Genomic DNA, 14,069 nt, shown 5'->3' with positions numbered 1-14,069 from the left:
GGGGTCGACCGCAGGCGTGAAACGTTTCAGTTTATTGCGGGCAAGGATAATGCGGCGGCGAAACAAGAGAAAGCACGAATCGCAAGATGCATCGTTTCAGTTTTGGTAACAGTGACTAAATGTCGCTGCAAAAACAGGATGAAAAAAGGGGGCTGCTGATGGCGGTGGTTCAGTCATTGGCTACAGCGACTGGAACTGCGTCATCGGGAGCAAGCCCCCTCCCACAGGGTTTGGCTGTGGTTTTAGAAGGTGGTGCGGATGCCCAATTGCACACTGCGCCCTGGAGCCGGTGCGATATCACGCAGAATCGAGCTGGCGTAGCGAACGGTCTGGTTGGTCAGGTTTTCGCCGTTCACAAACGCCAGCCACTCGCTGCCGCCCACATTGAAGCGGTAACCCGCGCTGGCGCCCAAGGTGGTGTAGCCGTCGGTGCCGCTTTCGTTAGCCGGCACACGCCCTTGACCCGCTGCATGTTCCACATCGATGTGTGCCTGCCAGCGGTCCAGCTCCCACAGCAAACCGCTGTTCAAACGCAGCGGCGCGATGCGTGGCAAGGCTTCGCCGGTGTCCAGGTTGGTGGCGCGGGTGTAATCGCCCGACAGTTCCAGCGCGAATTTGCCGTAGGCACCTTCGCCCAACTTCCAGTGATCCTGGGCTTCGAAGCCGGCGAAACGTGCGCGTACGCCGGAGTATTTGTACTCAGGGATCCCGCCGGCGTCTTCTTCACCTTCATCGTTCAGCGTGCGACCGCTGCCCAGCAAACCGATGTAGTTGGAGAAGCGGCTGTAGAACACGCCAAAGCTGCCCTTGTGGGTACCGTTGTCAAAACGCAGGGCCAGGTCGCTGGACACGGCTTTTTCTTTCGACAGGTTGGCATCGCCCACTTCGTAAGTGCCGGTGGCGACATGGGCGCCGTTGGCGTACAGCTCGTAGAATGTCGGGGCGCGCTCGGTGTAGCCCAGCGTGGCGGCCAGGGACCACACCGGCGTGAGGCTATATACCGCGCCTGATGACAGGCTGCCCGCGTTGAAGTCATTGGAGTGGTCGGCATTGGCGAAACGCGCGTTGCCTTTGGCATCCGGGTCGATGTGCGTGTGTTCCAGGCGCCCTCCAAGGCTGAGTTTCAGGCGCTCGGTGGCTTGCATTTCTTCGAGGATGAACAGCGCGCCGGCGTTGGTATCGGTCTGTGGCACGAAGGCTTCTTCGCCGAGGGCCGAGAACTCGTTGCGACTCACCTGGGCACCGACCACACCCTCGAACGGACCGATAGGCAGGTGACGGCCCTCGACCCGCGCTTCATAGCCCTTGTTCTTGAAGGTGGTGCCGGTCTCGCCGCCTTCAATCTCCCGGTGCTGGTAGTCGGTATACCCCGCGTCGACCTTCACCGAACTGAACGGGCCTTGCAGGTTGCGCAACTCGGAGGCAAAGGCGTAATGATCCTGCTTCATGCGGATACGCACGTCCTGCTCGGCGGGTGAGCCGTAGTTGCTGTCGTAGTTGCTGTAGGACAGGCCGGCATAACCGTCGTCCCAAGTGTAGGCCCCCCCCAGCGCACCGCCGTCCTGACGCCCGCTGCTGTTGCCCAGGCGGCCCTCTTTGCCAGGGCCGTCTTCACTTTCAGGGGCGTGACGGCTGCGTGCATAACCCGGGATTTTCAGGTCGTTGAATTCCCGCGCATTGGCATCCAGATGCAAGGCGAAGGTGCCATTCCCGGCCTCCAGCTTGCCCGCGCTGCTGCGGGTGGTGTCGGCGCCGCCGTAGCGCAATTCACCGGCACCGTGGATGCCTTCGATGGCCTCGGTGGGGATGCGGTTGTCGAACGTGTTGACCACGCCCCCGATGGCACTGCCGCCGTACAGCAGCGCCGCCGGGCCGCGCACGATCTCGATGCGATCAACGTTGATCGGGTCCAGCGGTACGGCGTGGTCATAGGACAGGGACGAGGCATCCAGCGCGCCCACGCCATTGCGCAGGATGCGAATGCGGTCGCCATCCTGGCCACGAATGATCGGTCGGCTGGCGCCGGGGCCAAAGTACGAAGACGACACACCGGGTTGCTTGTTGAGGGTTTCGCCCAGGCTGCCTTTTTGTTGCAGGGTCAGGTCGTCGCCTGCGAGCACGGTGGTGGGCGAAGCGAGTTGCTCGCTGCCCAGCGGGTTGGCGGTGATGACTTGAGGTCGCAGCTCCAGGGCGTGGGTTTCGGAGCAGATCAACAAGGCGGCGGCGAGCGGGGTCAAGCGCCAGAGAGGGAAGAGGGACATCGGACATTCCTTGGCAAAACAGCGAAAAAGAGCAGGTTCAAGACGGTATCGAGATCATTACATTTGATATTTGTAGTTACAATATAACATCTCTTTTTCGGCTGAATAGCGGGAACTTTTCTCCGGGGGCTATATTCAATGCAGTGCTTCCACCTGTACGCCTCGTCGGCTAAGGTGCGCGGCTGTGTTTTCTCTTTTTGCAAAAAGGCCTGGCATGACCGCGACAAGCAATGACCCGCTCCACGGTGTGACTCTGCAACATATCCTCACCACCCTGGTGGCACATTACGATTGGGCAGGCCTGGCCGAACGCATCGATATCCGCTGCTTCAAGAGCGATCCGAGTATCAAGTCGAGCCTGACGTTCCTGCGCAAAACCCCATGGGCGCGGGAGAAAGTCGAAGGGTTGTACGTGAAGCTGATGCGCACCAAACGCCCGCTGGATTGATCCCATGAAGCGCTTTGTGGCCACGGCGGCACTGGCCGGTTGGGTCGGGTTGGCGATTCAGCAGTACCTGATTTTCTATTCGCGCTGGCTCACCGATGCCAGCCTGTTGGGCGGGTTGATCAACTTTTTCAGTTTCTTCACGGTACTGACCAATACCCTGGTGGTCGTGGTGCTGAGCTATGCGCTGGTCAACCGGGATTCAGCGGCCAGGCGGTTTTTCCTGGCGCCTACGGTCAGCAGTGGGATTGCTGTGAGCATCATCGTGGTCAGCCTGGCCTACAACCTGTTGCTGCGGCATTTGTGGAGCCCTGCAGGCTTTCAATTCATCGCCGATGAACTGCTGCATGACGTGATGCCCGTGCTGTTTTTGATCTATTGGTGGCGGTGCGTGCCCAAGGGCCATTTGCGCCTCGGGCATATCGGCGCCTGGGTGATCTACCCACTGGTGTACTTCGGCTATGTGCTGCTGCGGGGCGATTTGCTCGGGCAGTATCAGTACCCGTTCATCGATGTCGGCACCCTGGGTTATCCACAAGTGTTTGCGAATGCCGGGGGGATTCTGGCGGGGTTTGTCGCGATCGCGCTGGCGGTGGTGGGGCTGGACAGACTCATCAAGCCCCACGCCTGATTCACTCCTCGTCGCTACCGTCGGCACGCCAGTAGCCTACGGCCTTGAGGAATTCTTCATTGACCCGGTGCGTGTCCAGCAATACACGACGCACCTGGCGCGACAGTTTGCTTTCGGTCGCCACGAAGCTGTACAGCGAACCACTCGGCAGCGTCAGCGTGCGTACGGTTTCCAGCAGGTCATCCTGGCCACGGATCACCCAGATCACTTTCACGTCGGCAGCACTTTCGAGGGGTTGCCGTTCCGCCGCGTTGGCGATCTCGATCACCGCCAATACCTGGCGCCCGGCCGGCAGTTCTTCCAGGCGGCGGGCGATGGCGGGCAGGGCGGTTTCATCGCCGATCAACAGGTAACTGTCGAACATATCCGGCACGATCATCGAGCCCCGAGGCCCACCGATATAGAGGTGCTGGCCGACCTGCGCCTGCTCTGCCCACGTCGAGGCAGGGCCGTCACCATGCAGGACAAAGTCGATGTCCAGCTCGCCGATGCTCAGGTCGAAGCGCCGTGGCGTGTAGTCGCGCATGGCGGGCTGCGGGCCGTCGCCCTTGATCGTGAAGGTCGGGCTCTCCAGTGCTGCCTGTTCGGCGGCGTTCTGTGGGAACAGCAGCTTGATGTGATCGTCACTGCCCAGGCTGACAAAACCCGCCAGTTCGGGGCCGCCCAAGGTGATGCGGCGCATGCGCGGGGTGATATCCACCACCCTCAATACTTGCAGGCGGCGACGTTTGATTTCATGGGTAACGCGATGGATGGCTTGAGTATTCATTGAGCTTTCCCGTCGGCAATGGCTTGAGCGGTGCCATTGAGCAGCGCCGCGACACGAACGATTTCTTCCGGGCTCCAGCGCCCGTGGTGCGAATGCAAGGCATGGCGCAGGTTGTGTACCGCTTCGTGGATTTCCGGCGGGCGGTCGTGACCACGAAGCGAACGTTTGCTGACGTCCAGACGCATGCGTACACCCTCCAGGGCAACGGCTTGCTCGCTTAAGAAGAGACGACCGGCGTCGGTGATTGTGTAGCGTTTTTTTCCGCCTTCGGTGTCGCCGGTGATCAGTTCGCTCTCTTCCAGAAAGGTCAGGGTCGGGTAAATCACACCAGGGCTGGGGCTGTAGGTGCCATCGAACAGGCTTTCTATCTGGCGGATCAGGTCGTAGCCATGGCACGGCTGCTCAGCGATCAGCGCCGGCAGCAGCAATTTCAGATCGCCGGGTGCAAATACCCGAGGGCCTCGGCCGCCGCGTTCGCGTCCTGGGCGTTTTTCGAAGCCGTCGTGATGATGGGGGTGGTGGGGATGATGCTCTCTCATGTGCTGGCTCTCCGTCTTGGTTAGATATAACGTAAGATATATCTTAAGATGAGCACAAGCCTTTCGGACGAATGGCTACCTGTCGCTGTCGCTGCGTTTACGCGTGGCAGCACCGTGAATTCATATCCGGAAAGAACTTTTTTAGTTGTATAAATGACGGGTTGTAATATTGTTCTGACGGAATGATCCACTAATAAAAGCTTTCGTTTAATTGTGCGTAGTCTTCTTCTTACAGCTAATTAATAAGTTTTGGCAAAGTGCTATGTTTTTCCTATTGACTTGATCGTTGTCGGGCTACCCGATACGAGGAAATCACCTGCTTACGTGTTGGAAAACTCACGGGATACTTGTGTCGCGTTGAAACTTGCGAAGTTGTCAATGCACGTTATTGGAAACGCTAAAGCGCGTTCTGTAACGCCAACTCCTTTAAGTTAGAAAACAGGTATTCAGTCATGTTGAAAAAAATCGCCATTGCCTCGCCACTGGTTGCCGCTGTACTGGGTTCGTCCCTGGCGTTTGCCGCGGATGATGCGCGCACTTCCATCCAGATCAAGGCGGACATTCCCACCAAGCAGTTCCACGCCCAGCCGCTGGATCCCAACTTCGGTAAAGACGAAGTCATGAGCTACAACCCCGTCAGCGGTGAGCTGAGCTCGCTACGTGCAACCTTCAGCGTCAAACATACCGATGGCTCCGTGCACGCCTACATTGAAGGTGGCCCTACGGCAGCCGGGCTGTACAACGGCAGCAACAGTATTGCGCTGACCAACACCTTCAACGGCGTCGTGCTGACCGCCTCACCGCAAGAAGTGGTGGATGACCCGCAATCCACCCCAGGCACCCAGGCTGACCTGGTGATTACTCCGGCCAAACCGGCGGACAACCAGAACGGCCTGTACACCGCCAACTACACCGTGATCTTCGACGCTGTGCCGCGCGCGCCGGCACTGTAACGCCGTCGTGTCGTGGAGCGCCTGGTTGAACGCCAGGCGTTGATGAAGGAGCGGTGGCCTGTCCTGGCCGCCGCCCCGTTTGACAGCCCCGGCTGTCCGTAAAAGTGAGTATTCCGTGCATGTTTCCGATGACGCCTATCGCGGGCGCCCTGGCGCTATCGCTGTGCGCCAGCGCGCTGGCAGCGCCCTCAGCGCCTGGCACCACGCCGCGCAGCCTGTTGCTGCAGTCCAAGGAGTTGCCCAGCGATTTCGAGCAACACTTCTTCGATGTGCCGCTGGCCGTGCGCGTCGAACTCGATCAACAGTTTCTCGGCGAGGCGATGATCGTGCTGGGTCGGGATGATCGCATCACGTTACTGGCGTTCGGCGATGTTGCCGACAGTCAGTTTTCAGCCAGTGAGCGTGATAAGTGGCAGCAACTGCTGCAACAGGGCATGCCCCTGGGAAGTTGTGAGCGAAGTTGCCCGTCGCAATTGTTGGCGGTGCACTACAGTATTGAAAATTCGTTGGTCTCGATCCTTACCGAAAACGTCGAGCGTAGTACCGAAGTCAAACGGTATTACGATCAGCCTGAAACAGGCAGCGTGGGCCTGATCCTGAATAATCAACTCAACCTCAACGGTGGCGCCGAGGAGCAACTCGGTGGGCGCTATGGCCTGGAGGCCAGCTCCAGCGTGGGCAACTGGACCCAGGCGTTGAACCTACAGTTGTCACGCCTCGGCGGCACCGACACCACCCTTTACCACGCTGTACACGAGCTTTATAGCCAGCGCGAACTGCAAGGCCAATTCCTGCGCCTGGGTTATTTCACTCCAGGCTCCGACGGTCTGACCCGACAGATACGTGCGTTCGGCGCCAATCCCGACACTGCCGTGGGCGTGATGTATGGCAGCTCCGACAGCCTGCTGATCAACAACCCCAAGCCCAGCGTGTACCCGATCTATGTCACCGCCAGCCGCCAGGCTTCGGTGGAGATCTACCGCAACGGCTTGCTGCTTAACAGCCAGGCCGTGGCAGCCGGGTTGCAGACCCTCGATACTCGGCCACTCCCCGGGGGTATCTACGAGGTGGAAGTGCGCCTGGTCGAAGACGGCCGCACCACCTCCACCACCCAGGAACTGGTCTACAAACCCAACAACTGGCGCAACGCCGACGAGCGCTGGCGTTACAGCAGCTTCCTCGGGCGCGAGAGCAAACTGCTGAGCAACTGGGACGAACAGGCCAGCGGCTTCATGACCTATGGTGCCAGCGCCAACTACCTGGCCCATCCCCGGGTCATCCTGGGTTTGTCGACGCGCAAGGTGCGCGAGAAGCTGCAAAATGGCGTGTCGGTCGACTGGACCCTGGCCAACGCCACCAGCGTATATGCCAATGTCTACCAGACCCAGGATCACGGCACCGGCCTGGATATCCAGGGCCTGTACAGCTACGGCCATGGCAGCCTCGTGGCCAGCCACAACCGCAGCTGGCTCGACACGCGCCGCACCTATGAAACCTTGCCCGATGGCACGCGTGTGCGGCCGCGCAGCACCTTCGTCGGGCAGGCCAGCAATTCGTCGTTGTCGATCAACCATCGCCTGAGCAACAAGAGTTCGATCAACTCCCGGCTCTCCTACAGCCAGGGCAACATCGAAGGTCTCGGCCTGGACCTGGGCTGGAACCAGCGCGGTACGGTGTTGGGCAGCGATGCCAGTTGGCGTGTTTCGGTGTTCGATCGCCCGGCCACGGCCAGTACCGGCGACAAGCGTAACCGGGGTGTCGACATCAGCGTCAGCCTCGCCCTTGGCGGCCCAGGCGAGCAATGGTCGGCCAGCCTCGGCACACGCACTGCGCGCGATGGCGGCCGCGACAACAATGGCTCGCTGACCTACCAGCGCAGTCTGGATGATCACTTCCTGCAGAGCGTCTCGGCCACGGCGACGGCGGACACCTATGGCGTCGGCTTGTCCGGTCGCAGCAGCTTCCAGACCGAAGCGCTCTACGGCGACGCATTCTTGCAGCGCTCCTCGTTCAACGACAAGCTCAGCGGCGGCCTGAACCTCAATAGCACCGTTGCCGTAGGCGCGCAAAACATGGTGCTCAGCAGCCAGTACCACACCGGAGGGGCCGGGATGATCGTGGATGTCGAGACCGACCTCGACGACATCACCCTGCGCGCCGATGACCTGGCCGGTGGCAGCGCCACCTTGCGCCCCGGGCGCAACTTTGTGCCGATCACGGCTTACAAGAGCAGCACCCTGAGTTTTGACTTCGAAGGCAACCACCCGCCGGCCGCCGCTATCCAGCCGGCGCGCAGCAACTACCACTTGAACAAGGGCGGGGTGGACTATCGCAAGATCAGTGTCATGCAAACCGTCACCGTGCTCGGACGGTTGCTCGATGCCCAGGGTAAACCGCTCAAGGGCCATCACGTGATCAACCATGCCAGCCGTGGGGTCAGCGAAGTGGACGGGTTCTTCTCCCTGGAAATGCACGCCGGTACACCCACCCTGCAAGTGAGCTTTGCCAATCAATTGCTCTGCCAGTTCCGCGTGGACCCAGGCACCGCCCGCCGCGAAGGCGACGTGCTGATGATCGGCGACCTCAGTTGTACGCCGGACACCCTGGCCGATGTGGTGCATGGCACGCAAACCGCCGGCTGAAACCCTTTATCCGTTGAGGTTCAAGCAATGAAACGTTTTTGCATGCTGTTAGGCGCCACGCTGTTTTCGCTGGGCAGCCACGCCGGCCCGCAGATCAATGTCGGGGTGGTCTACGACTACCTGGATGCGGAAAAAAGTACCTATATGAAGCGCGTGTTCAACGGCGGCACCTCCACGGCTTTCGTCAAGGTCAACATTCTCGAGATGATCTACGCCGCCGATGGCAGCTACCGGGAAGTGCCGTTGCAGGACCACGCCGGCGGCACCGCCCGTGACGGCCTGATGGCCAGCCCGGCGCGCCTGATCGTGCCGGCCAACGGTACCCAGGGCACGCGCTTGCTGTTCATGGGCAACCGCGACAAGGAGCGATATTTCCGCGTGCGCTTCGTGCCCGTAGTGCCACAGAGCGAAGATGAATTCGCCCTTACCGATGAAGAGCGCGCCGAATACAAAGACAACCTCGCCGCCGGTGTGCGGGTGCTTGCAGGCTACGGCACGGTGTTTTTCGTGCGCCCGAAAAACACGCGTTTCGACACCCAGGCCGATAACGCCCCCAGGCGCTACGCCCTGCACAACAACGGCAACAGCGTCGTGGTGGTGGATGAATTCAAGGACTGCCGGGTCGACGACCCGCGTGACTGCCGGCCCACCGTCAAGCACCACATCATGGCCGGTCGCAGTTTCAGCTTCGACAAGGAAGCGGGGCGCGAATACCGCTTCAACCTGATCGAAGGCTCCGCGAAGAAAACCGTTGAGATCAAGGGTTGATCCCGTGCCGAGGCAAAAAATGCTCAAGTTACTGATGTGCGCCGCTGTCTCCATCGTCAGCCTGCTGACTGCCACTCCCAACCGGGCGGCGCTCGAGCGGGAGACTTTCGAGGTTTTTGTCGAAATTCCCACGCCGGACTTTTATGTGCTGCCGGTCGACCCGCAGTTGTTCCACCGTGAGCAACGCCTGGACTACAACCCGGTGTCGTCGCAATTGAGTCCGCTGCGTGCGCAGTTCGATGTGAAAAATATCGGCGGTGCCATTGGTGCACGGCTTGAGGAACAGCCATTCCTGTACAACGGCAGCGACCGTATCGACCTGCGTGTGAGTTTCAACCGGCAGGAATTGAGCCTGGACCGCAGCGAAGTGGTGTCCACCGCTGAAGCCAAGCCCGGCAGGCGCGTCCCGCTGGAAATCGTCGCGATCAAACCCGCCGACGACTACCTTCCCGGCAATTACTACGGCACGGTGCGGGTGGTGTTCGATGCTACTGCGCCGGGCTCATGAGGTTTCTTTGATGAAGTTGATTATCCGCGCCGTGTGTGCGCTGGCGTTGCTGTTACCGCTGGCCGCGCAAGCATTGACCCAAGACATTACCGCTGTGTTTCGGCCTGACCCATCCAACCCCACGCTCAAAGAGTTCGTCAATACCACTGAGCAAAGCGGTATCTGTGCCTGGCATATCCCTGCACGCTGCAAGGCCATGGGCATTTTTACCATCCGCACCAATGATCTGACCGCGACTTCCATAGCGCCGATCCTGGCCAACCATGTAAACCCGCGTCAAGGCGCGATGTGGAAGTTGCCGTCTGAATGGCGCGACGTGCAGGTCACGCATCAGGACACCGGTGTCGCCGAAGTCGTACAGATGCGTATCGCCGGGATTGGACATCGCGCTGATACCCGACCTGACACCTACGCATGGACCCAGGAGGGTAAGTTGGACTGGTATCGCCAGTGGTACTACGCACCGTCACCCTGTGAGGGAATCAATTGGTTGTCACCTTCGTCCGCCTATTTCCTGTTTTTCTGGTTGGTGCCTGAAAATGCCGGTGTCTGTAACCGCGCTCCAGGTACGGATGTCACGCTGTTCATGTATCGAATGACCGAATACGCCTATGCCCTGAGAACGCCGAACCCGATGACGATGGCATCCGGGGTATATACCGGGAGCCTGACCTACACAGTCGGCCCGAACGGCGACTTTGATTTTGGCGATGTGATGATACCCAACGACACGCTCTTCACTTTTAACTTCACCCTTAACGTCGATCACCACCTCAAGGTCGAGGTGCCGCCGGGTGGCAACCGTGTGCAACTCGAACCCCAGGAGGGCTGGCAGGCGTGGTTGAAAAACGGACGCAAACCCACGCGCCTGTTCCGTGACCAGACTGTCAACCTGTGGGCCAGCTCGCCATTCAAGATGACCCTGGAATGCGGCGAGCCCATGGGTAATACCTGCAGTATGCGCAACGCCGCCGGCCATCAAGTCCCGCTGGACGTCGCCGTCACCTTGCCCGTCGGGTTGAACGACAGCGTCGGGCGCCCGGTCAACCGGCTGCCCTTGCGCCTGGACGGTGTGGGCACCCAGTTGTTCCAGCCGACCCGGTATATCGCCCGAAAGCCCAGCACCCTGCACTTTGAGATCAAGGCCGACAGCGTGTCGCAGATGCTCGATCACGGGGGGGGCAGCGCCTACTCAGGCACGGCCACCGTCGTGTGGGACTCGGGATTGTAAGCGCTTGCCGAGCCCCAGGGCCTTGCGCCGGCTTCGCCTATGGCCTGGCGATTTTCTGCGGCCGGCACGCATTGGGTATGGCTACCCGGTTGCAGGTACGGCATCAGGATCGGCGCCATGCCTTTGAGCACTTGCACCGGCAAGGCCGAAGTGAAGGTGAAGTGTTCCGCCGAGCGGCCAGGGACGAAGGCGGTCAGCGTGCCGAAATGGCTGTTGCCCAGGTAGAACACAAAGGTCGCGGTGCGGTTGATCGACTTGGAGCTGATCACCCGGCCGCCGGCGCCGATGGCTTCGATGCGGTTGTCGCCGGTACCGGTCTTGCCGCCCATGGCAAGCGGGGTGCCGTCGGCCAGTTTGAAACTGCCGGAGACACGTTTTGCCGTCCCCGCATCCACCACCTGGGACAGCGCGCCGCGCAGGGCTTGCGCCACAGCCACCGGCATGACCCGCTTGCCGGGCGCGGGGTCGTTGATCAGGCGGGTTTCATAGGGCGTGTCGGCGCCAAAGTGCAGGCTGTCGATGCGCAGCACCTTGGAGCGCACGCCGTCGTTGAGGATGATGCCCATCAGTTCCGCCAGCGCCGCAGGTCGGTCACCGGAGCTGCCGATGGCGGTTGCCAAGGAGGGCACCAAGTGATCGAAGGGATAGCCGACCGCCTGCCAGCGCTGATGGATATCGAGAAACGCCTCGATCTCCAGCATGGTGCGAATGCGGCTGTCGCGGGCGCTTTGATGGCGGCTCTTGAACAGCCAGCTGTAGACTTCCTGGCGTTCGAACTGGCTGGCTTTCACGGCCTCGCCGAAGGTCGCGTCGGGATGGTTGAGCAGGTAGCCGAGCAGCCACAGGTCCAGTGGATGGACCTTGGCGATGAAGCCTTGGTCGGGCAAGTCATAGCTGCCGGGGCGGTAGTCCTGATAGAGCTTGGCCAGGCGCTCGTCACTGAGCTTGCCGGCGTCCTTGCTGCCGGCCAGGTGCGAGCGCACGAAGCGGTTGAAGCTTTCCTGGCTCGCTTCGGGCAGCAGGTAACGATGCACCGCCGCCAGGCGGATCGGCGTCGCACGGACACTGTCGAGGAACGTATCGAGGCGGGCCTGGGTGTCTTTTTTCTGGTACTTCTTCCAGAACCTGAGCAGGAACGCGGTGCCTTCGCGGTCGGCGAATCTGGCCAGGTATTCCTGGCGCCGAGGGTCGTTGTCGTCCTTGAGCAACTGCGCGCTGTTGTTGGGGCCTGCGTAGGTGGTATAGCGCACGATATCGCGCATCAGGCGAATGAACGGCAGGTTGATCGATTCGCGCAAGGCGTCGCGCAGGGTGGGGCTGCGGCCGTTGTCCTGGCTGCGAAAGTTGTGGAAGTGATGCAGGCCGCCCCCGGTGAAAAAACCTTCTGCCGGGTTGGCCGAGTAGGTGCGGTCAAGGGCGGCGTCGAGCATTTTTTCCAGGCTTTTGTCCGGGGTCTGGATCAGGTAGTCGATGGCCCACCGGCTGAGGCGGTCCTGATCGTTGATCGGCACTTTTTTCAACGCGGCGGGGGATTGCGCCGCGTATTGATCATGCAGCTCACTGACGATTTGCAAGTAGGTGGTGAGCACCCGCAGCTTGGCCGTGGAGCCCAACTCCAGCTTGCTGCCTTCATTGATATCGAAAGGCTGGTCGGTGTTATCGGTCTGTACCCTGACCCGCGAACCGTCCGGGGTCAGCTCGAACAGGGTAAAGCTGTAGCGGACTTGAGGCGTGCTGGCGGCGGTCAGCAGGCGCTCGCCGAGCAGGCCGAGCTGGCGTGCGTAGTCAGGGTCGGCCAGGTGCTTGAGGTAATCGCTGACCTGGGTCTGCAGGGTGCCTTGCAAGGTACTGGTCGCCGACAGGTCCAGGCGGTCGAGGTCGTACAGCGGGCGATTGAGCAACGCGGCAACCCGGCTGCGCGCGACGCTGATGCCCTTGTTGGTTTCAATCGGTTGCACCGTGGGTTGTTGCACCCAGTCGCGATAGCTGAGCGTGGCGCCAAGGGCCGCGTTGAGCAGTGGCGCGTCGATCACGCCGTTCTGGGCCAGCAATCGCAGATGGCTGTCGGTGAGTTGCGCCAGTTCGTCACGCCCCTTGACCAGGTAATGTGAAGGGCGGCGCTGGGCGATGATCAGCGCCAGCACCTCGCGCAATGCCAGCGCTTTTGCTTGCAGGTCATTGCCCACCAGCGCCTGGTTGACCTGGTTGAAATCGGCGCCGAACCACACCCGCAAACCTTCGGCCAGGCCGTGCACCTCACCGTGCCCCGGCACGGCCGACAACGGCACGCTGTTGAGGTAGTCGCGCACGATATTCTGCCGTGCGATCGCGGTGTCAGGTCCCGCCTGGTAAGCCCGTACGCCGGCGGAAAACATCTGCCGCAGTTTCTCCGCGCCGGAAAGTGTCAGGCCGTCCGGGGAGTGCCGGTACTTTTCCAACTGGGTCGCCAGGGTACTGCCGCCGGCACTCTGGCCGGGCAGGTGCAGGGTCTTGGCCACTTGCGACCAGGCCGCCTTGGCAAAGCGCGGCCAGTCGACGGCGGGGTTGGCCTGTGGGGCGGCGGGGTCGAGCAGGTCGCGGTTTTCGATAAACAGCAGGCTGTTGACTACCAGCGGCGGAATGCCGGCGAAGCTGGCGTAGAGCTGTTGCGGGTAGGTGTATTGGTACAGCGGCAGCGCCTGGCAATCGGTGAGCGACAAACCGGCCTGGATTTTTTCCGCGTAGGGCACGAACAGCCCCTGGCGGGTGTAATCCATCAATTGGGGGGAGAAGCGCGTTTGGGATTGCACGACGTAACCGCGTTTGAGCAAGCGGGCCAGGAAGTCGTCGAGGTCGCTGTAGCCCAGGCGTCGATCAAACGGTCCGGGGCCTGGGTACACGATGGCATCACTGGGACCGTCGGCCAGTCGGTAGGTCAGTTGGTTGGCCAGCCTGCTCAATTGCTCGGCTTGCAGGCGTGAAGTGCGCATCTCTCTGGCAGCGGCAAAGCCCAGGGCCACCAACGCCATCAGCACGATCAGCCAGAACAGCCGGCGCCCGTAGCGGGGCCTGGGTTTATTTTGGGGTAAAGGCGCTGGTTCCGAACTGCCTTGTAGTTTCGCAGCCTTGGTCGATTCGGTTTGCCACAGTGCGCCCATAGTCGATTGATCCATTCACGCAGATTGATCGGACTTGTTTGAAGCTTAGACGGTGTGGGCTTGATGTGAGGAAATTGTGTTTTTTGCGTGGGAAGCTTCTGAATCCGCCCTTGAGTGAACGACTGCAGCTGCGGCGATTAGTCGCCGGGTATAGGTCATATGCGCCTGTGAAATTGCATTATTGT

The 14,069-nt window shown here is 60.8% G+C and carries 11 protein-coding genes; 7 read left to right on the top strand and 4 right to left on the bottom strand.

Translation table 11 applies throughout. The features are described 5' to 3' along the window. Positions 1–242: 242 nt before the first annotated feature. A complete protein-coding gene (locus tag ACQRBV_RS03610; RefSeq protein ID WP_411985524.1) occupies positions 243–2,261 on the bottom strand; it encodes a TonB-dependent receptor in 2,019 nt (672 codons plus the stop codon). A 214-nt stretch (positions 2,262–2,475) separates the two neighbouring features. Here ACQRBV_RS03610 and ACQRBV_RS03605 point away from each other — a divergent pair, with 214 nt between their 5' ends. Both ACQRBV_RS03605 and ACQRBV_RS03600 read left to right on the top strand, forming a co-directional pair. Further along, a complete protein-coding gene (locus tag ACQRBV_RS03605; RefSeq protein WP_060754466.1) occupies positions 2,476–2,709 on the top strand; it encodes a VF530 family DNA-binding protein in 234 nt (77 codons plus the stop codon). A 4-nt stretch (positions 2,710–2,713) separates the two neighbouring features. Next, on the top strand, positions 2,714–3,337 hold the full coding sequence (locus tag ACQRBV_RS03600) for a Pr6Pr family membrane protein (RefSeq protein ID WP_411985525.1): 624 nt from the start codon (positions 2,714–2,716) through the stop codon (positions 3,335–3,337). Position 3,338: 1 nt separating this feature from the next. Here the strand turns inward: ACQRBV_RS03600 and ACQRBV_RS03595 are convergent, their stop codons facing one another. Together ACQRBV_RS03595 and ACQRBV_RS03590 are read right to left on the bottom strand one after the other, a co-directional pair. Beyond that, positions 3,339–4,106, bottom strand: coding sequence for a siderophore-interacting protein (locus tag ACQRBV_RS03595; RefSeq protein WP_161548192.1), 768 nt, complete (start codon positions 4,104–4,106; stop codon positions 3,339–3,341). Next, positions 4,103–4,645 (bottom strand): PadR family transcriptional regulator, encoded by a 543-nt coding sequence (locus tag ACQRBV_RS03590; protein WP_060754463.1) that lies wholly within the window; start codon positions 4,643–4,645, stop codon positions 4,103–4,105. Before ACQRBV_RS03590 ends, ACQRBV_RS03595 begins: the two co-directional genes overlap by 4 nt. A gap of 452 nt (positions 4,646–5,097) precedes the next feature. Here ACQRBV_RS03590 and ACQRBV_RS03585 point away from each other — a divergent pair, with 452 nt between their 5' ends. The 5 genes from ACQRBV_RS03585 (at position 5,098) to ACQRBV_RS03565 (ending at position 10,747) form a co-directional block, all read left to right on the top strand. Continuing rightward, complete coding sequence (locus tag ACQRBV_RS03585) at positions 5,098–5,598, top strand: CS1 type fimbrial major subunit (protein ID WP_411985526.1); 501 nt, start codon at positions 5,098–5,100, stop codon at positions 5,596–5,598. Between the two features lie 119 nt (positions 5,599–5,717). Then, positions 5,718–8,240 (top strand): TcfC E-set like domain-containing protein, encoded by a 2,523-nt coding sequence (locus tag ACQRBV_RS03580; RefSeq protein ID WP_411985527.1) that lies wholly within the window; start codon positions 5,718–5,720, stop codon positions 8,238–8,240. A gap of 27 nt (positions 8,241–8,267) precedes the next feature. After that, positions 8,268–9,008: a molecular chaperone gene (locus ACQRBV_RS03575; RefSeq protein ID WP_411985528.1), complete on the top strand. Its 741-nt coding sequence runs from the start codon at positions 8,268–8,270 to the stop codon at positions 9,006–9,008. Between the two features lie 19 nt (positions 9,009–9,027). Continuing rightward, positions 9,028–9,516 (top strand): CS1 type fimbrial major subunit, encoded by a 489-nt coding sequence (locus ACQRBV_RS03570; RefSeq protein ID WP_411985529.1) that lies wholly within the window; start codon positions 9,028–9,030, stop codon positions 9,514–9,516. A 10-nt stretch (positions 9,517–9,526) separates the two neighbouring features. Continuing rightward, entirely contained in the window at positions 9,527–10,747 is a 1,221-nt protein-coding gene (locus ACQRBV_RS03565) for a hypothetical protein (RefSeq protein WP_411985530.1), read from the top strand. Here the strand turns inward: ACQRBV_RS03565 and ACQRBV_RS03560 are convergent. Beyond that, positions 10,705–13,884, bottom strand: coding sequence for a transglycosylase domain-containing protein (locus tag ACQRBV_RS03560; protein WP_411985531.1), 3,180 nt, complete (start codon positions 13,882–13,884; stop codon positions 10,705–10,707). The genes ACQRBV_RS03565 and ACQRBV_RS03560 overlap by 43 nt on opposite strands. Positions 13,885–14,069 lie beyond the last annotated feature (185 nt).

It is taken from the genome of Pseudomonas sp. R11F, from assembly GCF_050312575.1.
Classification (GTDB): Bacteria; Pseudomonadota; Gammaproteobacteria; order Pseudomonadales; family Pseudomonadaceae; genus Aquipseudomonas; species Aquipseudomonas palleroniana.
Note: the sequence above shows the minus strand (reverse complement) of the source record. Positions and strands in the feature narration are given on the sequence as shown.